Raw genomic sequence first — 24,693 nt, 5'->3', positions numbered from 1 at the left:
TTGATTATTTGGCTTCGAGCGCCATAACCCGAAACATCAGGCCAACGTGTCGCGCCATGTTGTCGATATTGGCGGTAGCCAACGTGGCGATTTCCTCACTCATGAGAATGTTCAGGTTGTCGGACCCGACCACCACCGTGACGCTTTGTGCTGGCAACGGGGAGATATCCAGCGTGAACTTTTGCAACACTCGCGCGGCGGCCGCTTTGTAGGTCAGCAGCTTTCCAGCCACCGAATACAATGCCAACAACGTGCCCGTGGAAAGATAGAAACCGAACTCGCCAATTTCATATTCATCTGGCCCTTCAAACAGCGCAGCCATCCTCAGTTGCCCTGGATCCAGATCTTCGTAATCCACGATCGGCACACGCTGTCGTTCATTGCGAAGCGCCGTTTCCGATCCATTGGGATCGTAGCGGGCGGTGCCGGCCCCGATGTGAGTGATCTCACCTTTCAAGCCTTGGTTTTTCGCCTGCAACACTTCGGCCAGGCCGGCGGAAGTGAAGCGAACCAAGCGCGTAATGTCTTCTGTCATGGCTGCGCCCTGAGGTCGTAATCGTTAATGGTGTAAGGTTGGAAAAAGCCGGTGCTGATAAGTCGTGCATCAAGATCAAGTGATGGCAGCGCCCCCCACAGAAACAGCTCTGCTTCGCTTAATGGTCCATGGAGAGCTGACGCGAGCGCCAGACTGCCCCTCGTTTGATGTACGAGCGTGATAGTGGCCTGGTCGCGTTCGCTCTTGGCGGCATTGATGCGCCGTATCAAGCGATTGTGGTCGCCGCTGGACCAGCTATGGCCGATGATCGCTTGCACATCAAAGGTGTAGGGATGTGCAGGAGGTTGCTGCTCATACCAGGCGACGACATGGGGGATAAACCCCATGGACTCGACGGCATGGCTCAGGGCTCGACGCGTACCCGCCTGACGCTGGATCTGCCAGGACAACGAAACGGTCAGGCGCTTTTCCAGGTCGTCGGCTGCTGCGTCCCATTCACTGACCCCACGATCCGCCGCCAGATAAGGCAAGAACGCCAAAGGCGTCGCCGCCGGATTCATCAGTTCGGGAAACGGCGGATCGATGCGATCCAGCAGCCGGGCGAACCCGAGATCCAGCGCCCGCTCCAGCGGTGAGCTGTTGACCGGCAGCAGGCTCGGTCGAGAAGTGTCGTCACTCATAACGTATCCACCTCGACCTCGACGCCCGTGCAGTACGGCGCCTGGAAAGCCGTCGTCACAATCGGCGCAAGCGGTTCGAGAATCTGCAGCTGAACCGCGCCAGCGCTGTGCAGGGTGTAGTCGATCCAGCTCGGGTCCACTCGGCCTTCCAGGCGATGACACGCCTCGGCGTATTCCTGCAATTGCTGCTGTGCGGCAACCTGGGTCAGGCCCGAGTCAGGCCCGGGATTGATCTTCGCCACGACGCGGATTTTGTAAGGTTTGATTTGCGCGGCCTGCACGATGACCAAGTCCGTCTCGGGCCGTACATCCGGTCGGGCGAAGTGCTCGCGGACGCCGTCGAGCAACGCTTCGGACGGCGTTCCATCGCCGTCTCGGGACAGCACCGTGACCGTGACTTCGCCGGGCGCGGTACGGCGTCCGTTACCGTCCTTGATCTGGGCTGCGTAGCTGTCCGGGTCGAAGGTGTAGATGACCGTCACCACACCCGCCGAGGCGTTCTCGACTTTTACGACGGGACGCTGCCCCAGGGTAAAAATCTCCCGCCGATACTGCATGCGCGAGCCAGCCGCCGGGGCGTGGGGTGCCAGGTAGTAGCGCAACCGTGCATCGTCATCGCTCTCGTAGACAGGGGGGACGGGCGGGAACGCCGCCGGGTCGCCCGGGTCGAGCAGTTGGCGTTCGAGCCCCATGTCCGCGAGGCGAGCGTCGAGGTTGGTGCCGGTGGCCCACCACGCCAACATCTGCTTGATGCGGGCGTTGTATTTGCGTTCGTGGGTTTGCAGCCGGACGCAGAACGCCTCGAGGGCCAGGGTCAGCAATTCGCTTTCGTTTTCGAGGCTGTCCACCAGTTTGGCGGCGCTTGCCGGAGAGCGTGCGGCGACGTACTCGACCACGAAGGTCTTGAACTCGGCGAGCAAGTCCTCGAACGCTTCGACGGTGACGATGGCCGGTTCGGCCAGTTGGTTCTGGCCGGGTATCAACATGCTCATGTCATCACCTCGAATGTCTGTTTGCGGTTTTTCCAGGTGCCGGCGAAACGCAGCAGCAATCCGGCACCGTGCCGGCTGGCGACGATGACCTGGGGCTCGAAATCGTCGATGCCGTTATGGGGGTTGTAGAACGCTTGGGCCGCATGGCTCTGGGCGAGGATCAACAGGTCGTCGCCGAGGTTCTGCCCCAGCAACTGGGTGAGTGCGCAGCCATACAACGGGCGCTTCTGGCGGGTGCCCAACGGCGTGGTCAAGGCACGGGTGGCGCGCTGCACGAACTGCAGCCAGTCGTCGACCGTGGCGCCGGTATTTCGATCGATTCCAATCATGAGGAAATCTCTTATGCGGTACTGATGACGCGTCCCTGGTGATCCACCACCGGGCCGCTCAGGTGCACACCGGAGGCGTCGATTCGAATGCCGACGGCGCCCAGTTTTAATTCGATGATTTGCGGCGTCATCACCAGGCTCGATGGGCCAATGCTCAACTGGAGCGATTCACGGGAACCGCTGAACGTCGCCGGGCCGTTCTTCCAATGCAGGACATGGCTGGCGTGGTCGTAGCCGTTTTCCGTGCCGTCTTGATAGAGGCGACGCGTCAGCGAGGCCTGGGTCGAGACGGGCGGGAACTGACCGCCGTTGAGGCCAAACAACGCCACCGCCTGCCCACTGCTCTCGCCGCCGCCATGGTTGAGTAACAGGCATTGCTCGCCCACGGAGGGAATCCGCGACTCGCTCTGGGCGCCGGCGCTCGGGTTGAAAAAGCGGATCGCCGGCGTGAGCAGTCCGCCATGGCTGACTTTGCAGGTGTTGCTGGCCGCATCGACTTCCTGGCAAACGCCAATTCGGCAGAAACTTTCCGCACGTCGATGCAAGTCTTCCAGCTCGGTTTCCATCTGCGCCAGACGCTCGATGATCGGCCCCAGATGCATCCGTAACAGCGCATCAAACATGGCTCAGCCCTCGAGTGCGGTGTATTGGTCCGGGTCGTCGATGTTCGACACTTCCCAGGTGCGGGCGAATTTCGGGATGCCCAGCGGGTCATCCAACAGCGTCGGGCCGAGGTACAAGGTTTGGCTGAAGGAAAGGGTCCAGGCGGTGTATGACCTTGTCGGGTTGATGAACGTGGATGGCAGGCCATCGATCTCCGTGGGCAAGTCGCATTGATCGCCCGACAGACCCCAGCGGTTATCCATGACCAAGTGCTTCAGCTCAGCGGCCAAATCGCAGGCCTCCCATCCCGGGACGGCCATGACCACTTGCAGGGAAACCGTCAGGACATGGGCGATACGCCCGTCGTTGGCGCGGTGGCCGGGTGCATCACGCTCGATGGCAATCAGTACCCAGGGTTGATCGTCGGTGCCATCGAACTCCTGAGGGCTGCCGACTTTCAAGGTGGGATAAGTGGCGCGCAGCGTCTGGGCAATGGCCGAGAACAACTGCGACGGTTTTTCGATAAGGGCAGGCATTGATCGCCTCCTTGTGTAGGGATCAGCGCTGTCGATTCACGGCTGGTCGGGAGGAACGTCTCGCGGAGGGACTTCGCACACGCCGATCCGCTTGGCGACCCAGCGCTCGTAAAGACCGATGGCCACATCGGCACCGGCCATGGCGGTCAGGCAACCCAGGGCGCAAGCGCTCCAGATCGACATCCCGAGGGCGTACAACAGCATGGTTGCCGATACGCCGCAGACCACGCAGGCACCGGAGCGCAGAACCACGCGGCGCAGCAACGGCCAGCCACGGGCGCCCTCCTTGTCGGCGCGCCACATCTCGCCGGACACCCCGCCCACCAGGGCGAGCACGATGACCAGCCAGATCGGCATGTCCAGCAACGCTTGTTGCTCGTTTGTCATGTCAGGCTTCCTGGGGGGTGAGTGATGAGCGTTTGGAGACAGGTGACGTTCTACAGTCGCTCAACGATGACGTTGTCGATGAAGGCGAAGTTGGTGTAAGGGTTCTGTTCGTTGGAGAAAGCCAGGGTTGTTCTGCTGGTGGTCGCGGTAAAGTCCAGGGTCATGGTGGCCCACTCGACCACGCTGCCTCGGGCCGCAGGTGTGTTGAATGTTGTGGTTTGCCCGGCGACTTTTACCTGGACAACACCTTCCCCGGAGCGGTTGGCGTAAACCGAATTACCTGCGCTGAACGTCAAGCGATATTTTGCGCCGACCACCGTGGCGAAGTTCTGTTGAACCCCTCCTCCGTTGCTGTAAACGCTGTTAGCCAGATCGACAATCACCACACCTTCAGGCGCTACGGAACCACGGATCGAAGCGGCGACATTGAAGTACTCCGCCCCAGACAGGAACGTTGTCCAACCGGTGATGAAGTCGGCCTCACCCGTCGTATCCAATATGCAACTGTTAGCGCAGCCCGGCTGTTCGAAGCTACCGTTGATCAGAAGATTGGCCGCCGTGGCGTTACCCGTTGCGCTGAAAAGAGCGAAGGCCAGCAGGAATGGAGCCATGGTTTTTTTTAATGAGTTCATGGTGATACCTATTGAGTCGAATGATTGTTCGCGGAAGATTCCGCTCTCATGTCGCTCAAAGGCGATGGCTCGAGGCTCGCGGCCTTCACATGATTCAACGTCCCGCATCGGGAACACTTGATCTGGAGTTCGGTGTTCTCGCCCATGCGGGCCAGAAGTTTTTTACAGTGACCGCATCTGAAATCCTTCAGCATCGAAAGCCCTCCCATTGGCGGCGGTTTGAAGTGCCTCGCGGCACAGGCATTCCAAAAAGCCCGGTTGCCCAGGCTTTTCAGTAATGCGCTTGATCTTTCGGCGCGACTGGCGCGGTACGGATCCATTCAAATTGTTCCTCCAGCCGCGGTCCCTGCCCGCCGGATAACTGCTTCTGGTGCTTTACGCTGCACACCCGGGCCAGTTGCCAACCCTCTGAACCGTTAAGGCCGGTTCATCGCTGCCTGTTGGTGGAACTAAAGAGCTTTGTTGCCAGCCGCTTTGTCGAGCGGCTTGGACACAGAATATGCATGGATGCATATACAGTCAATGCGTAAATGCATTTATTTATGCGTGCCGAATGCGCAAATGCATGAAGCCCTTGTAAATGCGGGGTCGCGGGTTTCAGGAGGCGAAAAAAAACCCGCGCGGCGGCGGGTTTTATCTGACAGCGGAGGGGTTAACGGGCGTACATGCCCCACCAAAAGACGTGACCGAGGATGACGATTTGCTCGTCCTGCATTTCCTGGAACGTGTAGTCCTCATCCGGGTGTTCATCGCGATTGAAGCTACGCAGGCGGATGCCGGTGGGCAGGCGGTAAAGCTGCTTCACCCGCAGTTGGCCGTTGTGATTGATGGCGTAGAGGTCACCATCGACAATATCGCCGATCCCGCATTTGCCCGCATTCACTCCTACCGTGGCGCCGTCGCGCAGCACCGGCAACATGCTGTTGCCGCGCACCGTCACGCATTTGGCCTGGTCGAACTGCACACCGTTGTGGCGCAGGCTGCGCTTGCCGAACCGCAGGCTGGAGCGCTCGCTCTCCTCGATGACGAATCTTCCTGATCCAGCAGCCAATTCAACCTCACGCAGAAAAGGGACCGACACTTCGTCTTCTTCGACGGGTGTTTCGTCGTCCCACAGGCTTATGTCCTTGAGTTCGGAATGCGGCTCGTCGCGGCGGGCATTGCCGACGGGCACAACGTCGGCGCGCCCGCGCAACTGGTCGGTGCTCACGGCAAAATATTCGGCGATCTTCGAGATGTGTTTATCCGAAGGGTCGACGATCTTGCCGCTGAGGATCCGCGAGAGGGTGGACTGAGGCACGCCGGTACGCCGGTGAAGCTCCGTGGGGGAGATCCCGTGCTGATCGAGCAATGCTCTTAATACGGTCGAAACGTTGCGTTTTTGCATAACGCGCATAGTGCTTGTTCTTTTCGCAGAAGACAAATGCTGTTTTGCATAAATATGCAATTCCAGCCAATTGCATTCATTGTGGCGAGGGAGCTTGCTCCCGCTTGACCGGGCTGGCGCTCCAGTGCGAAGCGCTCACAAAAGGGTCTGCTGCGCAGCCCAGCGGGAGCAAGCTCCCTCGCCACGGAATCGCCCTACACGCCGTTGGGAAAAGGCTCCAAAGCCGTCCTTCAAATATGCGACGCAAGGCTACGTTTTCTTGCGCCTCTGCCTACAACTACGCCAGAATCCGCCGGCTTGTGCGCCTTGGGGGCCACCGGTACTTTTGATCCTGTCACTGCCCATCAGTGATCGGGTTTAGTAGCCCGGTATTTCCAAGATGTACATCGCTCCATCCAAGTCAGGTATTCCTATTCCTGCATTCGATGGTAGCTGTGCGCAGGGCGCCCTCGGGTGCGCCGGTTTCTTGGATCCCCGGTCTACTAACCTGCGTACAGCTGCCACCCATTTCGTTTAGTAGCGAATCGGTGATGGCTCCCACTTCGAGGATCCAAGCATCATGAGCAAGAACACCCCAAATCCCCCAGACGATCACGTCTCCCGCAGCCAATCGGCCAACGCCAAAAAACTCGACGACGCGGCCACCCGCGCCCTGGACTATTACCTCAAGCCGAAAACCGACAAGGAAACCGCTGACACGCCCGACACCCTTTTCATCATCGCCCCCAACGTCGACGCCGAATGCCTGCTCGCCAACCTCAGCGAAACCCTGGCCTCGGCCAATGCCATGGTCAGCGACCTGGCATTCGACCTGAAGGGCTCGCGTCGGAATATCTTGCTGGGGGTTCAACAGATGATCGAGTTGAGCCAGTTGTTGGCGAACCGGGCGTTGGATGTGGTTGAGGTGAGGTAGCACTCATGATGCAAGCCAAGACCTAAGAAAAACCCGAGTCATCACTGTGGGAGCGAGCTTGCTCGCGATGGCGGTAGTCCAGTTACAACTAAGTTGTATTGGCAGCCGTCATCGCGAGCAGGCTCGCTCCCACAATTGGATCGGGGTACCGCCGGAGAGACAGGTCGGCTGTAAGGCCTCCTCGCGAGCAAGCTTTGCTCCTACAGATATGATGGGTGTACGACCGGGAGAGCCAGGTCGGCTACCAGGCCGCCTCGCGGTAGACGTTGATCTCGGCGCCCCATTAACCACGCTGGCTGAACGAAGGTATTGCGCAGTGGGCAACCCGGCATGGATGCCGGGTTAGCCGCGCTGGGCCATGGATGGCCCTTCGCGGCGGCCCACGGAGCAATGCCTTCGTTCAGGCATGCCGAGCCTAGGCGAGGCACCGAGTGGTGGGGCAGGAGCGTTTTGGTTACTTTTGACTGGGCCGGCTTCCGGGCTTCTCAAAAGTGACCCGCCGTCAGGGCGGAACCATAGGTGGCCATTACCGCAGCAACGGATATTCACCCAATTCCAAAAACAGTCATCCCCTGGGTCCCCCCCGACCACCCATGTTAACCTTGCGCCCATCGCGGAAAAGCCGGGCCAATGCCCCTCCTTTTGCCCCACACCTTTCAACGAGCTTCCCTGACACCCATGAATACCGCCGTGAACGACCTGTCCTCCCACACGCCGATGATGCAGCAATACTGGCGCCTGAAGAACCAGCACCCCGACCAGCTGATGTTCTACCGCATGGGCGACTTCTACGAGATCTTCTACGAGGACGCGAAGAAAGCCGCCAAGCTATTGGACATCACCCTGACGGCACGTGGGCAATCGGCGGGCATGGCGATACCGATGTGTGGGATTCCTTACCACGCGGCGGAAGGTTACCTGGCGAAGCTGGTCAAGCTCGGCGAGTCCGTGGTGATCTGCGAGCAAGTCGGCGACCCGGCCACCAGCAAAGGGCCTGTCGAACGCCAAGTCGTGCGGATCATCACACCGGGTACAGTCAGTGACGAAGCCTTGCTCGATGAACGCCGGGACAACCTGATCGCCGCGGTGCTGGGCGACGAACGCCTGTTCGGCCTGGCGGTCCTGGACATCACCAGTGGCAACTTCTCGGTGCTGGAAATCAAGGGCTGGGAAAACCTGCTGGCGGAGCTTGAGCGGGTCAATCCGGTAGAGCTGTTGATTCCCGATGACTGGCCCAAAGACTTGCCAGCAGAAAAACGCCGTGGCGTACGTCGTCGGGCGCCGTGGGATTTCGAGCGCGACTCGGCGCTGAAAAGTCTCTGCCAGCAGTTCTCCACCCAGGACCTCAAGGGCTTCGGTTGCGAGAACCTGACCCTGGCCATCGGCGCGGCCGGTTGCCTGCTGGCCTACGCCAAGGAAACCCAGCGCACCGCCCTGCCCCACTTGCGCAGCCTGCGTCACGAGCGCCTGGATGATACCGTGGTGCTGGACGGCGCGAGCCGACGCAACCTGGAGCTGGACACCAACCTGGCCGGTGGGCGCGACAACACCTTGCAATCGGTGGTCGATCGCTGCCAGACCGCCATGGGCAGCCGCCTGCTGACCCGCTGGTTGAACCGTCCGCTGCGGGACCTGACGGTGCTGACAGCGCGCCAGTCATCCATTACTTGCCTGCTGGACCGCTACCGCTTCGAGCAGCTGCAACCGCAGCTCAAGGAAATCGGCGACATCGAGCGGATCCTCGCCCGTATCGGCCTGCGCAACGCCCGTCCCCGTGACTTGGCGCGCTTGCGCGATGCCCTCGGCGCGTTGCCTGAACTGCAGGTGGCGATGACCGACCTCGAAGCACCGCACCTGCAACAACTGGCACGCACCACCAGCACGTACCCGGAGCTGGCCGCGCTGCTGGAAAAAGCCATTATCGACAACCCGCCGGCGGTGATCCGTGACGGTGGCGTGCTGAAAACCGGCTACGACGCCGAACTCGACGAGCTGCAAGCGCTGAGCGAGAACGCCGGCCAGTTCCTGATCGACCTCGAGGCCAGGGAAAAAGCCCGCACCGGACTGGCCAACCTCAAGGTCGGCTACAACCGAATTCACGGTTACTTCATCGAACTGCCAAGCAAACAGGCCGAGCAAGCCCCGGCCGACTACGTCCGCCGCCAGACCCTCAAGGGCGCCGAGCGTTTCATCACCCCGGAACTCAAGGCGTTCGAAGACAAGGCGCTGTCGGCCAAGAGTCGCGCCCTGGCCCGGGAAAAGATGCTCTACGAAGCGCTGCTCGAGGATCTGATCAGCCAATTGCCGCCCCTGCAGGACACCGCCGGTGCCCTGGCGGAACTGGATGTGCTGAGCAACCTGGCTGAACGGGCCTTGAACCTGGACCTCAACTGCCCGCGTTTCGTCAGCGAGCCGTGCATGCGTATCAGCCAGGGTCGTCATCCCGTGGTCGAGCAAGTCCTGACCACGCCGTTCGTGGCCAACGACCTGAGCCTGGACGACAACACCCGCATGCTGGTGATCACCGGTCCGAACATGGGTGGTAAATCCACCTACATGCGCCAGACGGCGTTGATCGTGCTGCTGGCCCACATTGGCAGCTTCGTCCCGGCGGCCAGTTGCGAATTGTCCTTGGTGGACCGCATCTTTACCCGGATCGGCTCCAGTGATGACCTGGCCGGTGGGCGCTCGACATTCATGGTGGAAATGAGCGAAACCGCGAATATCCTGCACAACGCCACCGAACGCAGCCTGGTGCTGATGGACGAAGTCGGCCGCGGCACCAGCACCTTCGACGGCTTGTCCCTGGCCTGGGCCGCGGCCGAACGCCTCGCGCACCTGCGGGCCTACACATTGTTCGCCACCCATTATTTCGAACTCACCGTGTTGCCGGAAAGCCAGCCGCTGGTGGCCAACGTCCACCTCAACGCCACCGAGCACAACGAGCGCATCGTCTTCCTGCACCATGTGCTGCCCGGCCCGGCCAGCCAGAGCTATGGCTTGGCGGTGGCGCAACTGGCCGGCGTGCCGAGCGAAGTGATCAGCCGTGCCCGCGAGCACCTGAGCCGCCTGGAAACCACCAGCCTGCCCCACGAAGCACCACGCCCGACCAAAGGCAAACCGGCCGCGCCACAGCAAAGCGACCTGTTCGCCAGCCTGCCGCATCCGGTGCTCGATGAACTGGCCAAGCTCGATGTGGACGACCTGACTCCGCGTCGGGCGCTCGAATTGCTCTATACATTGAAGACACGGATCTAACGCACAGGCTTTCAAGCTGTTAGAATCTCGCGCGGTTTGGGATGCTGCGGACTATTAGCCTGGTTCGCAGACTACCGCTCCCAAACCTCGCGACCCCGCCGTGAAGGGGCTTCGCGACAGCCGCCTGAGGAGAGAATTAGAAATGACCTTCGTCGTCACCGACAACTGCATCAAGTGCAAGTACACCGACTGCGTAGAAGTGTGTCCGGTGGACTGCTTTTACGAAGGGCCGAATTTCCTGGTCATTCACCCGGACGAGTGCATCGACTGCGCCCTGTGTGAACCGGAATGCCCGGCAAATGCCATTTTCTCGGAAGACGAAGTGCCGACCGGCATGGAGAATTTCATCGAGCTGAACGCTGAACTGGCGGACATCTGGCCGAACATCACCGAGAAGAAAGACGCCCTGCCGGACGCTGAAGAGTGGGATGGCAAACCAGGCAAGATCGCAGACCTCGAGCGCTGATCTTTCCGGCGTCACCAAAAGGCCCCTTGCGGGCCTTTTTTGCTTTTTCTGTCTCGCCCTGAAGAAAAATCGCGGCCCGAAAAAAGCCCCGGCGTTTTAGGCCAGGGCTTTCTTGCCCGGAACGGGGCTGATTACGACAGGTTGACTACTTCACACCAGTTGAAATGTACCGGACCCAGTGCCGGAGAACTCCCCACTAATGTTCGAGCCATATTGCGACGGATGAAGCATCACGGCCAACAGACGCGTCCCTTCAAAGAAGTACAGGGAGAGCGAACCTTGATTAATCGTTAATTGCAGCGACAACGGGACGTTGACGAGGTTCTCGGCATCAGGCACCGAGCCCAGCAGATAGAGATTGGAAATATCGACATTGGTACCCGTACCTGTCGCATAGCCGACAAACCGTACCTGGGTTCCTTGCTGAGGAGCGTCTGGTCCGATAATCGCGGGGGACGCAGTAATCTGGATGGTTTCGGAGTGAGGATAACAACTGCTACCGCAACCTTCGAAGCAGAAATAGCCGCAAATGTTCTGCGCGCATCCACAGCCACACAACGATTGTGGGTGCACCTTCTGATTGAGGACCTCTTGCAGCGCCGGCTTCTCACTCACAAGCGCTTGCATGCGCTTGATTTGTTCGTCAAAAGCAACTTGTGATTGCTTTTTGAGCGCATCGACTTGCTCAGGTTTTATGTCTTGAAGAGACAGTGTCATATCTAAATCCTTTTAGTTTTGCGGAAAGACCTGGAGACATCGTGTCTCACTGGGTTAGCTAACACGCCTTCCAGGAGTAGTTGCTGGATCACCCCACGAACCTTTCGACTCGCGGCCCGGTGTGCTCTAGAAAACCAAGAACGCTTACCCGGCAATCTTTGAATCAAAAAAAGGGGCGGTTTGACCCGCCCACATTTTTTCCCTAATCCCTTTAATCCTATTCATCGTCCTGATGAATCGCGTCCTGCGATGTCCTTCCGTTCCCATCGTCCTTGACGGGTGTGTCTGTCCGTCGACACAGGGCTGATATTAGTGTCTTCCCAGGCGAGTGCAACGCGGGTGATACAGGTGGCTTGCTCTGTCACACTATGTTCATCAACAAATTTTCCTTATAAATCAGTTAAATATAAAAAGATCACGGGATTTATAGCTGTCTGTCCTGGCGATGAGAAACCGATCGCTTACGCAACACTAGGCAAATGCTTACAAGCTGAACCTATAAATGGAGCTGGGTTGGGGAAACGATGCTTCAGATATGCAGAAGCATTCGAACCAGTCGTGATGTTCTATAGTTTTACGAGCGGGGGGGCAGGGGTGGTGTGTATATCCGTTGCTGCGGTAACGGCCACTTAGGGTTCCGCCCTTACGGCGGGTCACTTTTGGAAGAGCCGGGAGCCGGACCAGCCAAAAGTAACCAAAAGCGCTTTGCCCCACCACTCGGCACCTCGCCTAGGCTCGGTGTGCCCTCACTCCGGCATTGCTCCGTGGGCCGCCGTGAAGGGCCATCCATGGCCCAGCGCGGCTATCCCGGCATCCATGCCGGGATGCCCACTACGCAATGCCTGCGTTCGGCCAGCGTGGTTTAACGGGGCGTCCAGATCAAGATCAAGATCCAAAGCAAGAGCAAACGGGGCATAGGCCGGCACTTATGTGGCTGAGCCACCGCTATCGCGAGCAGGCTCGCTCCCACATTGGATCTACAGCGGACACAAAATTCATGTGCACCGCAAAACCTGTGGGAGCGGGCTTGCTCGCGAATAGGCCAGCCCGTCCAACATCTTCATCGACTGTGACATCGTCTTCGCGAGCAGGCTCGCTCCCACAATAGGCCTGCAGCCAGACACGAGACTCATGGGCACCTGGATCACCTGTGGGAGCGAGCCTGCTCGCGATGACACCGGCACCTCCACATCACTGCAAACTGACACACCGCCTTCGCGAGCAAGCCCGCTCCCACAGGGGAAACGCGGTCTCACCAAGAACCAGGTCGGCGACAAGGCCACATCGTTTCTGAAACGGATATACCCCCAAACCCAGGCCCAAAAAAACGGCACTTCCCGTTTCTGGGAAGCACCGCTTTTTCAAACCGCACAGCATCACCGCCAGTCAGGGCGCGTTTCTGCTGCACTTACCTGGGTGTTATTGAAACAACGACTCACTCGACAAGCCGTTCTTCTCCAGGATCTCCCGCAAACGCTTGAGACCTTCAACCTGGATCTGCCTGACCCGCTCACGCGTCAATCCAATTTCCAGCCCGACATCTTCAAGCGTGCTGCTTTCATGCCCCCGCAAGCCAAAGCGGCGAATCACCACTTCCCGTTGCTTGTCGGTCAACTCCGAGAGCCATTGGTCGATGCTCTGGGACAGGTCATCATCCTGAAGCAGTTCACACGGGTCAGTGGGCCGATCATCCGTGAGGGTATCCAGCAGGGTTTTATCCGAGTCCGGCCCCAGGGAAACGTCTACCGAGGAAACCCGCTCGTTAAGCCCAAGCATGCGCTTGACCTCACCCACCGGTTTTTCCAGCAGGTTGGCGATTTCCTCAGGTGAAGGTTCATGATCGAGTTTCTGGGTCAACTCACGGGCGGCCCGCAGGTAGACGTTCAGTTCCTTGACCACATGAATCGGCAACCGGATCGTCCGGGTCTGGTTCATGATCGCCCGTTCGATGGTCTGGCGGATCCACCAGGTGGCGTAGGTCGAGAAACGGAAGCCGCGCTCAGGGTCGAATTTCTCGACGGCGCGAATCAGGCCCAGGTTGCCCTCTTCTATCAGGTCCAGCAGCGAAAGCCCTCGATTGACGTAGCGTCGGGCGATTTTCACCACCAGGCGCAGGTTGCTTTCAATCATGCGTTTTCGACCGGCCGGGTCACCACTTTGCGACAGCCGCGCAAAATGAACTTCTTCCTCGGGGGAGAGCAGTGGCGAGAAACCGATTTCGTTGAGGTACAGCTGAGTGGCGTCCAGCGCCCGGGTGTAATCGATGTACTTATGTTGTTTAAGTGAAGCGGAGTGTTTGGATTTGGCACGAACGGAAGGTGGAGTCGCCCCTTCATCATTCGACATCGAATCCATAGCGATGCCGGTCTCCATAAGGAGAACCTCATCGTCGATGTCAAACTCCGGCACTTCTTTACTGAGAGCCATTGTTATAGTCCTTTGGTGAGTTCGACCTCAAGCTCGAGCGACGCCTTTATCCTTGGCAACGCTGGAGCCTGTTCCCTCTACGTGACGGAACAGGCTGACAATCAAATCAACGACGTGGCAGGAATTGCAGCGGATCGACTGGTTTACCTTGCCGGCGAATCTCAAAATGCAGTTTCACCCGGTCTGTTCCCGTTGATCCCATTTCGGCAATTGTCTGTCCGACCTTGACCTGCTGCCCCTCCCGAACCAACAGCCTGCGGTTGTGACCGTAGGCACTGACGTAGGTATCGCTGTGTTTGATGATGACGAGTTCGCCGTAGCCCCTCAAACCACTCCCGGCGTACACAACCGTGCCATCAGACGCAGCTAAAACAGGCTGTCCCAAATCCCCGGCGATATCAATTCCTTTATTCAAACTACCGTTTGAAGAGAATTTTCCAATGAGAACGCCATTAGAAGGCCATCCCCAGCCTGTCGGGGCGGGGCCTGCGGGAGGCATCGGAGCAGGGGTCGGTTTGCTCGCGACGGACGGTACTACAGCCGTTCCAGCCCCCGCTGGCCGGCGGATGACCGTGGTTTTGCTCGACGACGAAGGCGTCGAACCCGACTGCGTCACCACCGCGGTAGGCGTTGAACCGCTACGGCCATCGAAACGAATCGTCTGACCGGGGTGAATCGTATAAGGCGCAGGAATGTTGTTCCGTGCCGCGAGGGCCTTGTAGTCCCAGCCGTAGCGAAAAGCGATGGAAAACAGCGTATCGCCGCGACGGACTACATATTGGCCGGTCGTTACCGTAGGACGTTGAGGTGTTGCGCTGTTGCGATCGACAACCCGGACATTGCTCGACGGCGTACTGGAACAACCGACCAGCAAAGTGCTCAAGACAAGGCCAGTCACCAGGCGCTGAAAGCTCGTGATACCCATACGCTGCGCAATGACTGTGAGACTCACCCGCCGCTCCCTTTGTGGTGGCTGAAAAATTGGAGGCTGCCTGTCCAGGCAGCGTTCATACAAATATAGCTGGCGACGACTGCGCCTCTATTAATGAAGCGCAACTCACCACCGCACACGTTTGCTCGACGCCATTGGGCTCTGTTCAGCGAATCGATCCCGCTGTAAGACACAGGCGTGGCCACGGAATTCAGCGTCTGTATATAAATGCTCAGGCCAACGGCCCATTGAGTAACGGCACAAACCGAACCGCCCCCAGGACGTGTCGCGAAAAACCGTGTTCTTCGCGCACGATCAGCATCAGTTGCTGAACCTCGCCGGCGCCCACCGGGATGACCAGCCGTCCACCGGGGGCGAGCTGATCCAACAGGGCTTGAGGCACGTCGGTGGCCACGGCGGTGACGATGATGCCGTTGTAGGGCGCCAAGGCCGGCCAACCTTCCCAGCCATCGCCCCAACGAAACACCACGTTGCGCAGGTTCAGCTCCACCAGGCGTTCCTTGGCGCGATCCTGCAGGACCTTGATCCGCTCCACGGAAAACACCCGCTCGACCAGTTGCGACAACACCGCCGTCTGGTAACCCGAACCGGTGCCGATCTCCATCACCTTGTCCAGCGGTCCCGCCTCCAGCAGCAACTCGCTCATGCGGGCCACCATGTACGGCTGGGAAATGGTCTGGTTGTGGCCAATCGGCAACGCCGTGTCTTCATAGGCGCGATGGGCCAGGGCTTCATCGACGAACAGATGCCGCGGCGTGCGGCGGATCACCTCCAACACTTGGGCGTTGGACAAGCCTTCTTCGTAGAGACGCTGGATCAGTCGTTCACGGGTGCGCTGGGAGGTCATGCCGATTCCACGGCGCAGCATATCGTCTTGCTCACGAGCCATCAGCGCAGCCCCTCCAGCCAGCCATCGAGACTTCGGAAGGCATCGTTGAAGGTACGGTCGAGTTGCAACGGCGTGATCGAGACATAACCTTGCATCACCGCATGGAAATCAGTACCCGGCCCGCCATCCTCGGCATCACCGGCGGCGGCGATCCAGTAACCGGCCTTGCCGCGCGGGTCGACGACGTGCATCGGTTTGGCGGCGCGGGCACGATGGCCCAGGCGCGTGAGTTGGATGCCACGGATGTGATCGAGCGGCAGGTTGGGGATGTTCACGTTCAGTACCGTGCGTGGCGGCAAGTCCAACTCGCCATGGGCTTCGACCAGTTTACGGGCGAAGTAGGCCGCGGTCGGCAAGTTATCGACCTGCCGGGAAACGAACGAAAAGGCGAACGACGGCTTTTCCAGGAAGCGACCTTCCAGGGCAGCGGCAACCGTGCCGGAATACAACACGTCATCCCCCAGGTTGGCCCCCAGGTTGATGCCCGAGGCCACCATGTCCGGCTCACGCTCCAGCAAGCCATTGAGGCCCAGGTGCACGCAATCGGTTGGGGTGCCGTTGAGGCTGATGAAGCCGTTGTCCAGATAGCAGGGATGCAAAGGACGGTCGAGCGTCAGCGAGCTGCTGGCGCCGCTTTTGTCCTGGTCCGGGGCGATGACCACGCACTCGGCAAAATCCGCCAGCGCAGCATAAAGCGCGGCAAGACCGGGTGCTGTCACCCCGTCGTCGTTAGAAATCAGAATACGCATGGGCTGTCCGTCTGCCCCACCGGCACCAGATCGACGAGTTCGCGCACCAAGACAGTGGCGAAACATCCGGCCGGCAGGACGAATTCCAGTTGCAGAATGTCAGGCTCGGGATAATGCCACGACAGCCCGCCAATGGGCAGTCGCAGGATGCGACGTTCGTGACTCATTCCCGCGTTTATCAACCAGTCGCGCAAATCCGCTTCGCCTTCGGCGATAGCCTGCTCCAACTCGAAGACCACGCCAGCGGCGGGCGAAGGTCCTTCGCCCCACTGCGGCCCGGTCGGGTGCAGGTCGAGAATCGCCAGGCGCGGATCGCTGCACTCAGCCTCCCCGGCGGGGAAAAAACTGCGGCTGTCGGTGAAGGCGAGCAGGTCGCCTACCTGGGCACGCTGCCAGGTCCCGTCGGCGACCCGCGCCGCCAGCACCCGGTTGAACAGGAAACTGCGGGCGGTGGACAACAGCCGCGAGCGCACATTGCGCTGTTCCGGCAACGCCTTGCGCGCGGCCCAGGCACGGGCATCGACGACATTGCCGCCATCATGGCCGAAGCGCTGGGCGCCAAAATAATTGGGGATTCCCTGGCGGGCAATCTGTTGCAGCCGCGCGTCGATCGCCGCCACGTCGCCCTTGAGTTGAGTCAGGCGCAAGGTAAAGCCATTGGCCGAGTGCGCACCGCGTTGCAGCTTGCGCCGATGGCGTACGGTCTTGAGGATTTTCAGCGTGTCGTTCTCTGCCGCCGACAAGTCGGGATCGGCCTTGCCTGGCAATTGCACACTGAACCATTGGCGGGTCAGGGCCTGACGGTCCTTGAGCCCGGCATAGCTGACGGTGCGCAACGGCACGCCGGCGGCCTTGGCGATTCGACGGGCGGCCTCTTCGGTATTCAAGCCGCGTTTTTCAACCCAGATCCACAAGTGTTCGCCATCGCCGGTCAACGGGATATCGAGCACTTCATCGACCTGGAAATCTTCAGCGCTGGCCTTGAGTACCGCACTGCCCAACGACTCGCCGTAGGCCCGCGGCCCCAACAATTCCAGTTCGGTCATGGGCGCAGCAACAAGGCAACGGAGTGGACGGCAATGCCTTCTTCGCGACCGACGAAACCCAGCTTCTCGGTGGTGGTGGCTTTCACGTTCACTTGGTCCAACTCAACTTGAAGATCCTCGGCGATCAACTGGCGCATCGCCTCGATGTGCGGGGCCATTTTTGGGGACTGGGCCACGATGGTGTTATCGACATTGCCGACTTTCCAGCCCTTGGCGTGGATCAGCGCGACCACATGGCGCAACAGCACACGGCTGTCGGCACCCTTGAATTGCGGGTCGGTGTCGGGGAAGTGCTTGCCGATGTCACCCAGGGCTGCGGCACCGAGCAGTGCATCGCTCAAGGCGTGCAGCAGGACATCACCGTCAGAATGCGCGAGCAGCCCGAAGCCGTGTGCGATCCGCACGCCGCCCAGAGTAATGAAGTCGCCTTCAGCGAAACGGTGAACATCGTAGCCGTGGCCAATACGCATAAAAAAACGCCCCGATTTTTGTCAGGGCGTGATTCTACCTGCATTAGGCGTTTAGAGCGCGCGCATGATGCTGCAAGTGGTCGTCAATGAAGCTGGCGATGAAGAAGTAGCTGTGGTCGTAGCCTGGTTGCAGGCGCAGCTCCAACGGATGATCGGCGGATTTGGCCGCCTGTTGCAACGCTTCGGGCTTGAGTTGGTTGGCCAGGAAATCATCGCGATCACCCTGGTCCACCAGCAATGGCAGCTTCTCCTGCGCCTCGGCAATCAATGCACAGGCATCCCATTCCCGCCATTTCGAGCGGTCCTCTCCCAGATAACGGGAGAAAGCCTTCTGGCCCCAAGGGCAATCCATCGGGTTGTTGATCGGCGAAAAGGCCGACACCGAACGGTAACGCCCCGGGTTGCGCAAGGCGCAGACCAGCGCGCCGTGGCCGCCCATGGAGTGACCGCTGATGCCGCGTTTGTCCGAAGCCGGGAAATGCGCTTCGACCAGCGCCGGCAATTCCTGCACCACGTAGTCATGCATCCGATAGTGCCGCGCCCACGGATCCTGCGTGGCGTTCAGATAAAAACCTGCCCCCAGGCCGAAGTCCCAGGCATTGTCCGGGTCGCCGGGCACGTCGGCGCCGCGGGGGCTGGTGTCCGGCGCGACAATGATCAGGCCCAGCTCGGCGGCCATGCGCTGGGCGCCGGCCTTTTGCATGAAGTTCTCGTCGGTGCAGGTCAGCCCGGACAGCCAATACAGCACCGGCAACTTGCCGCCCTGCTCCGCTTGCGGCGGCAGGTACACGGCAAACACCATGTCACAACCGAGCACGTCGGAACGGTGCCGGTAACGCTTGTGCCAGCCGCCGAAGCTTTTCTGGCAAGAGATATTTTCGAGGTTCATTCTTCACCTCAGCTGCAAGCGGCAAGCTTTAAGCTGCAAGAGAGGAGCATGCCCACTTGCAGCTTGTAGCTTGTAGCTTGCCGCTGCTCCTTAAAAATGAATGACGGTACGGATGCTCTTGCCTTCATGCATCAGGTCGAATGCCTTGTTGATATCTTCCAGGCCCATGGTGTGGGTGATGAAGGTATCCAGCGGGATCTCGCCCTTCCCGGCCATTTCCACGTAGCTTGGCAACTCGCTGCGACCACGCACGCCGCCAAAGGCCGAACCGCGCCAGACGCGCCCGGTTACCAACTGGAATGGACGGGTGGCGATTTCCTGGCCGGCCCCGGCCACGCCGATGATCACCGACTCGCCCCAGCCTTTGTGGCAGCACTCCAGGGCGGCACGCATCAACTGGACATTGCCGATGCACTCGAAGGAAAAGTCCACGCCGCCGTCAGTCATATCGACGATGACTTCCTGGATCGGACGGTCGAAGTCTTTCGGGTTGACGCAATCGGTGGCACCCAGTTGCTTGGCGATTTCGAACTTGGCCGGGTTGATGTCGATGGCAATGATGCGCGCGGCCTTGGCCTTCACGGCACCGATCACCGCCGACAGGCCGATGCCGCCCAGGCCGAAGATCGCCACGGTGTCACCCGGCTTGACCTTGGCAGTGTTGAGCACCGCGCCGATGCCGGTGGTGACGCCACAACCCAGCAGGCAGACTTTTTCCAGCGGCGCTTCTTTTGGAATCTTGGCGACGGAGATTTCTGGCAGCACGGTGTATTCAGAAAAGGTCGAGGTGCCCATGTAGTGGAAAATCGTCTCGCCCTTGTAGGAAAAGCGCGAGGTGCCGTCCGGCATCAGGCCTTTGCCCTGGGTGGCGCGAATCGCCTGGCAGAGGTTGGTCTTGCCCGACTTGCAGAACTTGCACTGGCCGCACTCCGGCGTGTACAGCGGGATCACATGGTCACCCACCGCCACCGAGGTCACGCCTTCGCCGATGGCTTCGACAATGGCGCCGCCTTCATGGCCCAGGATCGACGGGAAGATCCCTTCCGGGTCAGCGCCCGACAAGGTGTAGGCGTCGGTGTGGCAAACACCGGAAGCCACCACGCGCAACAGCACTTCGCCCGCCTTGGGCATGGCCACGTCGACTTCAACGATTTCCAGGGGTTTCTTGGCCTCGAAGGCAACGGCAGCGCGCGACTTGATCATCCGGATTCTCCAGCAAATAAAAACAAGACCGGGAGTGTAATCCTCCGCCGGACAATGAATAATCCAGCCAAAAGCAAAACATTATTGCTGTATAGGGATAATCCTGCATGTCTGATAACCGCTGGGAAGGCATCGACGAGTTTGTCGCCGTGGCCGAATGCAGCCAATTCACTGCCGCCGCCGAACGCCTCGGGGTGTCGTCTTCCCATATCAGTCGACAAATCGTACGGCTTGAAGAGCGTCTACAGACGCGCTTGCTCTACCGCAGTACCCGCCGCGTGACACTGACCGAAGCCGGACAAACCTTTTTGCAGCATTGCCAGCGCCTGCAGGACGGACGCGAGGAAGCACTGCGAGCCGTCGGCGACCTGACCAGTGAGCCCAAGGGCATGCTGCGCATGACCTGTGCCGTGGCCTATGGCGAGCGGTTTATCGTGCCGCTGGTGACACGGTTCATGGGGCTTTATCCGCAGCTGCGGGTCGACATCGAGTTGAGTAATCGCCCTCTGGATCTGGTGCATGAGGGCCTGGACCTGGCGATTCGCCTTGGCCGCTTGCAGGACTCGCGCCTGGTCGCCACGCGCCTGGCACCGCGACGCATGTACCTGTGCGCCTCACCCTCCTACCTGGAACGCTACGGCCGCCCCCATAGCGTGTCGGAGCTGAGCCGCCACAATTGCCTGATCGGCAGCTCCGACATCTGGCAACTGGAGCAGAACGGGCGGGAGTTTTCCCAGCGAGTCCAGGGGAACTGGCGCTGCAACAGTGGGCAAGCGGTGCTCGACGCGGCGCTGCAAGGGGTGGGCTTGTGCCAATTGCCGGACTATTACGTGCTGGAACATCTGCACAGCGGTGCGTTGATCTCACTGCTGGAGGCGCATCAACCGCCGAATACGGCCGTCTGGGCACTGTATCCGCAGCAGCGGCACCTATCGCCGAAGGTGCGCAAGTTGGTGGATTATTTGAAGGGGGGGTTGGCTGAGCGGCCTGAATATCGGGGTTAGGCCAGTTTCTGCCCGGAGTTTATCCGGTGCCTGCATGATCGCCTTCGCGAGCAAGCCCGCTCCCACATTGACCCTGTGTCTGGCCACACTCTTATGATCAACATAGACCTATTGTGGGAGCGGGCTTGCTCGCGAAGGGCGCGACGCGGTGTTCGAACATAGATAGGAATTTACTAGCGACGATTCGCCCACCGCTGACGCAACCACTCCAGGTCTTCCGGCCGGGTGACCTTGATGTTGTCCGAGCGCCCTTCAATCAACCGAGGCGCCTGCCCCGCCCATTCCATGGCAGAGGCTTCGTCGGTAATCACCGCATCCGCCACCAGGCTGTCAGCCAGGGCCCGATGCAAGGCACCGAGGCGGAACATCTGCGGCGTGTAGGCTTGCCAGATCACGCTGCGATCAACGGTTTCCAGCACACGGCCATGCTTGTCGACGCGCTTGAGGGTGTCGCGCGCCGGGACGGCCAGCAGGCCGCCCACCGGGTCGTTCGCCAACTCGCTAAGCAATGTGTCCAAGTCGTCTCGGGACAGGTTGGGCCGGGCGGCGTCGTGCACCAGCACCCAATCGAAATCATCGGCGCCCTGCTCGTGAAGATGCAACAAGGCATTGAGTACCGAGTCCGAACGTTGCTCGCCACCGTCGACGCGCTGGATGCGTGTGTCGTTGGCACAGGCCAGGGTCGGCCAGTAAGGATCGTCGTGGGCAAGGCTGACCACCACGCCCTTGACGGTGGGGTGATCGAGGAAACAGCCGAGGCTGTGTTCAAGAATTGTGCGTCCGCCCAACTGCAGGTATTGCTTGGGACGGTCGGCGGCCATCCGGGCACCAACGCCCGCGGCGGGAATCACGGCCCAGAAGGCCGGTAGACGAATGCTCATTGGGCCAACTGGTAGAGGGTTTCGCCCTCCTTGACCATGCCCAATTCATGGCGAGCCCGTTCTTCAACGGTCTCCATGCCTTTTTTCAACTCGGTCACTTCGGCGTCCATCACTCGATTACGCTCCAGCAACGCCTCGTTCTCAGCGTGTTGATCGGCAATTTGCTGAGTCAGGTCGGCCACTTGCGCCAGGCTGCCATTACCCACCCACAGGCGGTACTGCAGGCCGGCCAGCAACAGGAGCAAGACAAGAAACAACCAATTGGGACTGCGCATCGAATATCAGGTATCCAGTGAAAAAAGACCGCCATGCCAAACTTTGAAGCGTCTGATAGCACGAAGCCTGGAGAACCCAGGCTTGTGCTTGATAAGGCATCAGGTTAGAGGCAAAACCGCCGTCATGGCGACCTTTACGACCTAACCCGCTGTCTTTTTACCATTTACCGCTTAACCGCGAAACTCGGCGCGACCGTTGTACTTGGCCTTGCCATTCAACTGCTCTTCGATACGCAGCAGTTGGTTGTACTTGGAAACGCGGTCGGAGCGGCACAGCGAACCGGTCTTGATCTGGCCTGCCGCGGTGCCCACGGCCAGGTCGGCAATGGTCGAATCTTCGGTTTCACCGGAGCGGTGGGAGATCACGGCGGTGTAGCCGGCAGCCTTGGCCATCTGGATGGCTTCCAGGGTTTCGGTCAGGGTGCCGATCTGGTTGAACTTGATCAGGATCGAGTTGGCGATCTTCTTGTCGATGCCTTCTTTCAGGATCTTGGTGTTGGTCACGAACAGGTCGTCACCCACCAGTTGGGTTTTCTCGCCGATCTTGTCGGTGAGGATTTTCCAGCCGGCCCAGTCGGACTCGTCCAGGCCGTCTTCGATGGAGATGATCGGGTAGCGTTCGGTCAGGCCCTTGAGGTAGTCGGCGAAACCTTCGGCGGTGAACACCTGGCCTTCGCCGGACAGGTTGTACTTGCCGTCTTCGTAGAACTCACTGGCGGCGCAGTCCAGGGCCAGGGTGACGTCGGTGCCCAGCTTGTAGCCAGCATTGGCCACGGCTTCGGAGATCACTTTCAGCGCGTCTTCGTTGGACGCCAGGTTCGGTGCGAAACCGCCTTCGTCGCCAACGGCGGTGCTCAGGCCACGGGCTTTCAGCACGGCCTTGAGGTGATGGAAAATCTCGGTGCCCATGCGCAGGCCTTCAGAGAAGGTCTTGGCGCCAACCGGCTGCACCATGAATTCCTGGATGTCGACGTTGTTATCGGCATGCTCGCCGCCGTTGATGATGTTCATCATCGGCACCGGCATCGAATAGACACCTGGAGTACCGTTGAGGTTGGCGATGTGCGCGTACAGCGGCAAGTCCTGGTCCTGGGCGGCGGCCTTGGCGGCGGCCAGGGACACGGCGAGGATTGCGTTGGCACCCAGGGTGGCTTTGTTCTCGGTACCGTCGAGCTTGATCATCGCGTGATCGAGGGCTTTCTGGTCGGCAGGATCCTTGCCCAGCAAGAGTTCGCGGATCGGACCGTTGATGTTGGCAACGGCTTTGAGCACGCCCTTGCCCAGGTAACGGCTCTTGTCGCCATCACGCAGCTCCAGCGCTTCGCGCGAGCCAGTGGAAGCACCGGACGGCGCGCACGCGCTGCCGATGATGCCGTTGTCGAGAAGCACGTCCGCTTCAACAGTGGGGTTGCCACGGGAGTCGAGAACTTCACGACCTTTGATGTCGACGATTTTTGCCATTGTTGTAAACACTCCAAAGTTGACTAGACGTTGCAGAAAACGTGCTCGCTCTCAGTTGCGATTCAGCCAAAAGAGACCGAATGGGAGCGCTTCGCGCTCCAGCGGGAGCAAGCTCCCTCGCCACAGCAAGCCATGCTCCCACAAGAGCAGTGCGGCCAGCGGGCCAGAGCGATAATCGAGCGGTACTTTACCGGAGAAAACCGCGTTACGCGGTTTCTATCGTCGGAAAACCCTTGACCAGCTCATCCAGCGACTTGAGCTGAGACAGGAAAGGTTCCAGCTTGTTCAAGCGCAAGGCACAAGGGCCGTCGCACTTTGCGTTGTCAGGGTCAGGGTGGGCTTCAAGGAACAGGCCAGCCAGGGACTGGCTGATACCGGCCTTGGCCAGGTCGGTGACCTGGGCACGACGACCACCCGCGGAATCGGAGCGACCGCCAGGCATTTGCAGCGCGTGGGTCACGTCGAAGAACACCGGGTACTCGAACTGCTTCATGATGCCGAAGCCGAGCATGTCCACCACCAGGTTGTTGTAGCCGAAGCTCGAACCCCGCTCGCAGAGGATCAACTGGTCGTTGCCAGCCTCTTCGCACTTGCTCAGGATGTGTTTCATTTCCTGGGGCGCGAGGAACTGGGCCTTCTTGATGTTGATCACCGCGCCAGTCTTGGCCATCGCGACCACCAGGTCGGTCTGGCGCGACAGGAAGGCCGGCAACTGGATGATGTCGCAGACCTCGGCGACGACCGCGGCCTGGGCAGGCTCGTGGACGTCGGTGATGATCGGCACGCCGAAGGCTTGCTTGATGTCCTGGAAGATGCGCATGCCTTCTTCCAGGCCCGGGCCACGGTAGGACGTCACGGACGAGCGGTTGGCCTTGTCGAAACTGGCCTTGAACACATAAGGGATCCCCAGTTTCTGGGTGACCTTCACGTACTCCTCGCAGACCTGCATCGCCATGTCGCGGCTTTCCAGTACGTTCATGCCGCCGAACAGCACCATGGGCTTGTCGTTGGCAATCTCGATATCGCCGACGCGGATGATTTTCTGGGCCAT

28 protein-coding genes are annotated in these 24,693 nt (G+C 59.9%); 5 read left to right on the top strand and 23 right to left on the bottom strand.

Annotation, left to right across the window (positions count from 1 at the left end; all coding sequences use genetic code 11):
• Positions 1-4: 4 nt before the first annotated feature.
• Genes HU715_RS00900 through HU715_RS00860 form a run of 9 tightly spaced genes read right to left on the bottom strand, consistent with a single transcriptional unit; the run spans position 5 to position 4,801 of the window.
• Positions 5-535, bottom strand: coding sequence for a hypothetical protein (locus HU715_RS00900; protein ID WP_186705524.1), 531 nt, complete (start codon positions 533-535; stop codon positions 5-7).
• A complete protein-coding gene (locus HU715_RS00895) occupies positions 532-1,176 on the bottom strand; it encodes a phage tail protein I (RefSeq protein ID WP_186705523.1) in 645 nt (214 codons plus the stop codon). Before HU715_RS00895 ends, HU715_RS00900 begins: the two co-directional genes overlap by 4 nt.
• Positions 1,173-2,168: a baseplate J/gp47 family protein gene (locus HU715_RS00890; protein ID WP_186705522.1), complete on the bottom strand. Its 996-nt coding sequence runs from the start codon at positions 2,166-2,168 to the stop codon at positions 1,173-1,175. The genes HU715_RS00895 and HU715_RS00890 overlap by 4 nt, the downstream gene beginning before the upstream one ends.
• A complete protein-coding gene (locus HU715_RS00885; protein ID WP_186705521.1) occupies positions 2,165-2,497 on the bottom strand; it encodes a phage baseplate protein in 333 nt (110 codons plus the stop codon). Before HU715_RS00885 ends, HU715_RS00890 begins: the two co-directional genes overlap by 4 nt.
• A gap of 11 nt (positions 2,498-2,508) precedes the next feature.
• Complete coding sequence (locus HU715_RS00880; protein WP_186705520.1) at positions 2,509-3,120, bottom strand: phage baseplate assembly protein V; 612 nt, start codon at positions 3,118-3,120, stop codon at positions 2,509-2,511.
• Between the two features lie 3 nt (positions 3,121-3,123).
• Positions 3,124-3,636 (bottom strand): hypothetical protein, encoded by a 513-nt coding sequence (locus HU715_RS00875; RefSeq protein ID WP_186705519.1) that lies wholly within the window; start codon positions 3,634-3,636, stop codon positions 3,124-3,126.
• Positions 3,637-3,672: 36 nt separating this feature from the next.
• The gene (locus HU715_RS00870) at positions 3,673-4,023 is read right to left on the bottom strand and encodes a phage holin family protein (protein WP_123342521.1); all 351 of its coding nucleotides are present in this window, start codon (positions 4,021-4,023) and stop codon (positions 3,673-3,675) included.
• Between the two features lie 50 nt (positions 4,024-4,073).
• Positions 4,074-4,655: a DUF642 domain-containing protein gene (locus HU715_RS00865; RefSeq protein WP_186705518.1), complete on the bottom strand. Its 582-nt coding sequence runs from the start codon at positions 4,653-4,655 to the stop codon at positions 4,074-4,076.
• Between the two features lie 8 nt (positions 4,656-4,663).
• Positions 4,664-4,801, bottom strand: coding sequence for a Com family DNA-binding transcriptional regulator (locus HU715_RS00860; RefSeq protein WP_264083862.1), 138 nt, complete (start codon positions 4,799-4,801; stop codon positions 4,664-4,666).
• Here HU715_RS00860 and HU715_RS27215 point away from each other — a divergent pair.
• Entirely contained in the window at positions 4,745-4,933 is a 189-nt protein-coding gene (locus HU715_RS27215; protein WP_225917648.1) for a hypothetical protein, read from the top strand. The genes HU715_RS00860 and HU715_RS27215 overlap by 57 nt on opposite strands.
• 374 nt (positions 4,934-5,307) lie before the next feature.
• Here HU715_RS27215 and HU715_RS00855 read toward each other — a convergent pair whose 3' ends face one another.
• Complete coding sequence (locus tag HU715_RS00855; RefSeq protein WP_028237204.1) at positions 5,308-6,042, bottom strand: LexA family transcriptional regulator; 735 nt, start codon at positions 6,040-6,042, stop codon at positions 5,308-5,310.
• A 559-nt stretch (positions 6,043-6,601) separates the two neighbouring features.
• Between HU715_RS00855 and HU715_RS00850 the strand changes: the two genes are divergently transcribed.
• The 3 genes from HU715_RS00850 (at position 6,602) to fdxA (ending at position 10,679) form a co-directional block, all read left to right on the top strand.
• Entirely contained in the window at positions 6,602-6,955 is a 354-nt protein-coding gene (locus HU715_RS00850; RefSeq protein WP_186705517.1) for a DUF6124 family protein, read from the top strand.
• A 690-nt stretch (positions 6,956-7,645) separates the two neighbouring features.
• Positions 7,646-10,213 (top strand): DNA mismatch repair protein MutS, encoded by a 2,568-nt coding sequence (gene mutS / locus HU715_RS00845; RefSeq protein WP_186705573.1) that lies wholly within the window; start codon positions 7,646-7,648, stop codon positions 10,211-10,213.
• A 142-nt stretch (positions 10,214-10,355) separates the two neighbouring features.
• Entirely contained in the window at positions 10,356-10,679 is a 324-nt protein-coding gene (gene fdxA, locus HU715_RS00840) for a ferredoxin FdxA (RefSeq protein WP_181289193.1), read from the top strand.
• Between the two features lie 150 nt (positions 10,680-10,829).
• Here fdxA and HU715_RS00835 read toward each other — a convergent pair whose 3' ends face one another.
• The 9 genes from HU715_RS00835 to HU715_RS00795 form a co-directional block, all read right to left on the bottom strand.
• Positions 10,830-11,396, bottom strand: coding sequence for a hypothetical protein (locus HU715_RS00835; protein ID WP_186705516.1), 567 nt, complete (start codon positions 11,394-11,396; stop codon positions 10,830-10,832).
• A 1,419-nt stretch (positions 11,397-12,815) separates the two neighbouring features.
• Positions 12,816-13,823, bottom strand: a complete 1,008-nt coding sequence (gene rpoS, locus HU715_RS00830) for an RNA polymerase sigma factor RpoS (RefSeq protein ID WP_003198289.1) — start codon at positions 13,821-13,823, stop codon at positions 12,816-12,818.
• A gap of 106 nt (positions 13,824-13,929) precedes the next feature.
• Positions 13,930-14,775, bottom strand: a complete 846-nt coding sequence (locus HU715_RS00825; RefSeq protein ID WP_186705515.1) for a peptidoglycan DD-metalloendopeptidase family protein — start codon at positions 14,773-14,775, stop codon at positions 13,930-13,932.
• Positions 14,776-14,986: 211 nt separating this feature from the next.
• A complete protein-coding gene (locus HU715_RS00820) occupies positions 14,987-15,622 on the bottom strand; it encodes a protein-L-isoaspartate(D-aspartate) O-methyltransferase (protein ID WP_170862085.1) in 636 nt (211 codons plus the stop codon).
• Between the two features lie 41 nt (positions 15,623-15,663).
• Positions 15,664-16,413 carry a 5'/3'-nucleotidase SurE gene (gene surE / locus HU715_RS00815; protein ID WP_186705514.1) on the bottom strand — a complete coding sequence of 250 codons (750 nt, stop codon included), beginning with the start codon at positions 16,411-16,413 and terminating at the stop codon, positions 15,664-15,666.
• Entirely contained in the window at positions 16,401-17,459 is a 1,059-nt protein-coding gene (gene truD / locus HU715_RS00810) for a tRNA pseudouridine(13) synthase TruD (RefSeq protein WP_186705513.1), read from the bottom strand. Before truD ends, surE begins: the two co-directional genes overlap by 13 nt.
• On the bottom strand, positions 17,456-17,929 hold the full coding sequence (gene ispF / locus HU715_RS00805) for a 2-C-methyl-D-erythritol 2,4-cyclodiphosphate synthase (protein WP_186705512.1): 474 nt from the start codon (positions 17,927-17,929) through the stop codon (positions 17,456-17,458). Before ispF ends, truD begins: the two co-directional genes overlap by 4 nt.
• A gap of 43 nt (positions 17,930-17,972) precedes the next feature.
• Positions 17,973-18,818 carry an S-formylglutathione hydrolase gene (gene fghA, locus HU715_RS00800; RefSeq protein ID WP_186705511.1) on the bottom strand — a complete coding sequence of 282 codons (846 nt, stop codon included), beginning with the start codon at positions 18,816-18,818 and terminating at the stop codon, positions 17,973-17,975.
• A 90-nt stretch (positions 18,819-18,908) separates the two neighbouring features.
• Positions 18,909-20,021, bottom strand: a complete 1,113-nt coding sequence (locus HU715_RS00795; RefSeq protein ID WP_186705510.1) for an S-(hydroxymethyl)glutathione dehydrogenase/class III alcohol dehydrogenase — start codon at positions 20,019-20,021, stop codon at positions 18,909-18,911.
• A 107-nt stretch (positions 20,022-20,128) separates the two neighbouring features.
• On the opposite strand from HU715_RS00795, the gene HU715_RS00790 reads away from it, so the two are divergent.
• A complete protein-coding gene (locus tag HU715_RS00790; RefSeq protein WP_186705509.1) occupies positions 20,129-21,025 on the top strand; it encodes a LysR substrate-binding domain-containing protein in 897 nt (298 codons plus the stop codon).
• A 173-nt stretch (positions 21,026-21,198) separates the two neighbouring features.
• Here the strand turns inward: HU715_RS00790 and ispD are convergent, their stop codons facing one another.
• The 4 genes from ispD to kdsA form a co-directional block, all read right to left on the bottom strand.
• Positions 21,199-21,906 (bottom strand): 2-C-methyl-D-erythritol 4-phosphate cytidylyltransferase, encoded by a 708-nt coding sequence (gene ispD / locus HU715_RS00785; protein WP_186705508.1) that lies wholly within the window; start codon positions 21,904-21,906, stop codon positions 21,199-21,201.
• Positions 21,903-22,181, bottom strand: coding sequence for a cell division protein FtsB (gene ftsB, locus HU715_RS00780; RefSeq protein ID WP_003184873.1), 279 nt, complete (start codon positions 22,179-22,181; stop codon positions 21,903-21,905). The genes ispD and ftsB overlap by 4 nt, the downstream gene beginning before the upstream one ends.
• Positions 22,182-22,352: 171 nt before the next feature.
• The gene (gene eno, locus HU715_RS00775; protein WP_013692387.1) at positions 22,353-23,642 is read right to left on the bottom strand and encodes a phosphopyruvate hydratase; all 1,290 of its coding nucleotides are present in this window, start codon (positions 23,640-23,642) and stop codon (positions 22,353-22,355) included.
• Positions 23,643-23,847: 205 nt separating this feature from the next.
• Positions 23,848-24,693, bottom strand: a complete 846-nt coding sequence (gene kdsA / locus HU715_RS00770; protein WP_053118876.1) for a 3-deoxy-8-phosphooctulonate synthase — start codon at positions 24,691-24,693, stop codon at positions 23,848-23,850.

The sequence above is a fragment of the Pseudomonas zanjanensis genome, from assembly GCF_014268745.2.
In the GTDB taxonomy this organism is placed as follows: Bacteria; Pseudomonadota; Gammaproteobacteria; order Pseudomonadales; family Pseudomonadaceae; genus Aquipseudomonas; species Aquipseudomonas zanjanensis.
Note: the sequence above shows the minus strand (reverse complement) of the source record. Positions and strands in the feature narration are given on the sequence as shown.

Excerpts from the sequence above, each read along its gene's own strand:
- HU715_RS00835 (WP_186705516.1), bottom strand. The coding sequence starts at position 11,396 with ATGACACTGTCTCTTCAAGACATAAAACCTGAGCAAGTCGATGCGCTC.
- surE (WP_186705514.1), bottom strand. The coding sequence starts at position 16,413 with ATGCGTATTCTGATTTCTAACGACGACGGGGTGACAGCACCCGGTCTT.
- HU715_RS27215 (WP_225917648.1), top strand. The coding sequence starts at position 4,745 with ATGATTCAACGTCCCGCATCGGGAACACTTGATCTGGAGTTCGGTGTT.
- fghA (WP_186705511.1), bottom strand. The coding sequence starts at position 18,818 with ATGAACCTCGAAAATATCTCTTGCCAGAAAAGCTTCGGCGGCTGGCAC.
- HU715_RS00885 (WP_186705521.1), bottom strand. The coding sequence starts at position 2,497 with ATGATTGGAATCGATCGAAATACCGGCGCCACGGTCGACGACTGGCTG.
- HU715_RS00865 (WP_186705518.1), bottom strand. The coding sequence starts at position 4,655 with ATGAACTCATTAAAAAAAACCATGGCTCCATTCCTGCTGGCCTTCGCT.
- kdsA (WP_053118876.1), bottom strand. The coding sequence starts at position 24,693 with ATGGCCCAGAAAATCATCCGCGTCGGCGATATCGAGATTGCCAACGAC.
- rpoS (WP_003198289.1), bottom strand. The coding sequence starts at position 13,823 with ATGGCTCTCAGTAAAGAAGTGCCGGAGTTTGACATCGACGATGAGGTT.
- HU715_RS00890 (WP_186705522.1), bottom strand. The coding sequence starts at position 2,168 with ATGAGCATGTTGATACCCGGCCAGAACCAACTGGCCGAACCGGCCATC.
- ispD (WP_186705508.1), bottom strand. The coding sequence starts at position 21,906 with ATGAGCATTCGTCTACCGGCCTTCTGGGCCGTGATTCCCGCCGCGGGC.
- HU715_RS00860 (WP_264083862.1), bottom strand. The coding sequence starts at position 4,801 with ATGGGCGAGAACACCGAACTCCAGATCAAGTGTTCCCGATGCGGGACG.
- HU715_RS00870 (WP_123342521.1), bottom strand. The coding sequence starts at position 4,023 with ATGACAAACGAGCAACAAGCGTTGCTGGACATGCCGATCTGGCTGGTC.
- ftsB (WP_003184873.1), bottom strand. The coding sequence starts at position 22,181 with ATGCGCAGTCCCAATTGGTTGTTTCTTGTCTTGCTCCTGTTGCTGGCC.
- HU715_RS00855 (WP_028237204.1), bottom strand. The coding sequence starts at position 6,042 with ATGCAAAAACGCAACGTTTCGACCGTATTAAGAGCATTGCTCGATCAG.
- HU715_RS00875 (WP_186705519.1), bottom strand. The coding sequence starts at position 3,636 with ATGCCTGCCCTTATCGAAAAACCGTCGCAGTTGTTCTCGGCCATTGCC.
- fdxA (WP_181289193.1), top strand. The coding sequence starts at position 10,356 with ATGACCTTCGTCGTCACCGACAACTGCATCAAGTGCAAGTACACCGAC.
- HU715_RS00790 (WP_186705509.1), top strand. The coding sequence starts at position 20,129 with ATGTCTGATAACCGCTGGGAAGGCATCGACGAGTTTGTCGCCGTGGCC.
- eno (WP_013692387.1), bottom strand. The coding sequence starts at position 23,642 with ATGGCAAAAATCGTCGACATCAAAGGTCGTGAAGTTCTCGACTCCCGT.
- HU715_RS00820 (WP_170862085.1), bottom strand. The coding sequence starts at position 15,622 with ATGACCTCCCAGCGCACCCGTGAACGACTGATCCAGCGTCTCTACGAA.
- ispF (WP_186705512.1), bottom strand. The coding sequence starts at position 17,929 with ATGCGTATTGGCCACGGCTACGATGTTCACCGTTTCGCTGAAGGCGAC.
- HU715_RS00850 (WP_186705517.1), top strand. The coding sequence starts at position 6,602 with ATGAGCAAGAACACCCCAAATCCCCCAGACGATCACGTCTCCCGCAGC.
- HU715_RS00900 (WP_186705524.1), bottom strand. The coding sequence starts at position 535 with ATGACAGAAGACATTACGCGCTTGGTTCGCTTCACTTCCGCCGGCCTG.
- HU715_RS00895 (WP_186705523.1), bottom strand. The coding sequence starts at position 1,176 with ATGAGTGACGACACTTCTCGACCGAGCCTGCTGCCGGTCAACAGCTCA.
- HU715_RS00880 (WP_186705520.1), bottom strand. The coding sequence starts at position 3,120 with ATGTTTGATGCGCTGTTACGGATGCATCTGGGGCCGATCATCGAGCGT.
- HU715_RS00795 (WP_186705510.1), bottom strand. The coding sequence starts at position 20,021 with ATGATCAAGTCGCGCGCTGCCGTTGCCTTCGAGGCCAAGAAACCCCTG.
- truD (WP_186705513.1), bottom strand. The coding sequence starts at position 17,459 with ATGACCGAACTGGAATTGTTGGGGCCGCGGGCCTACGGCGAGTCGTTG.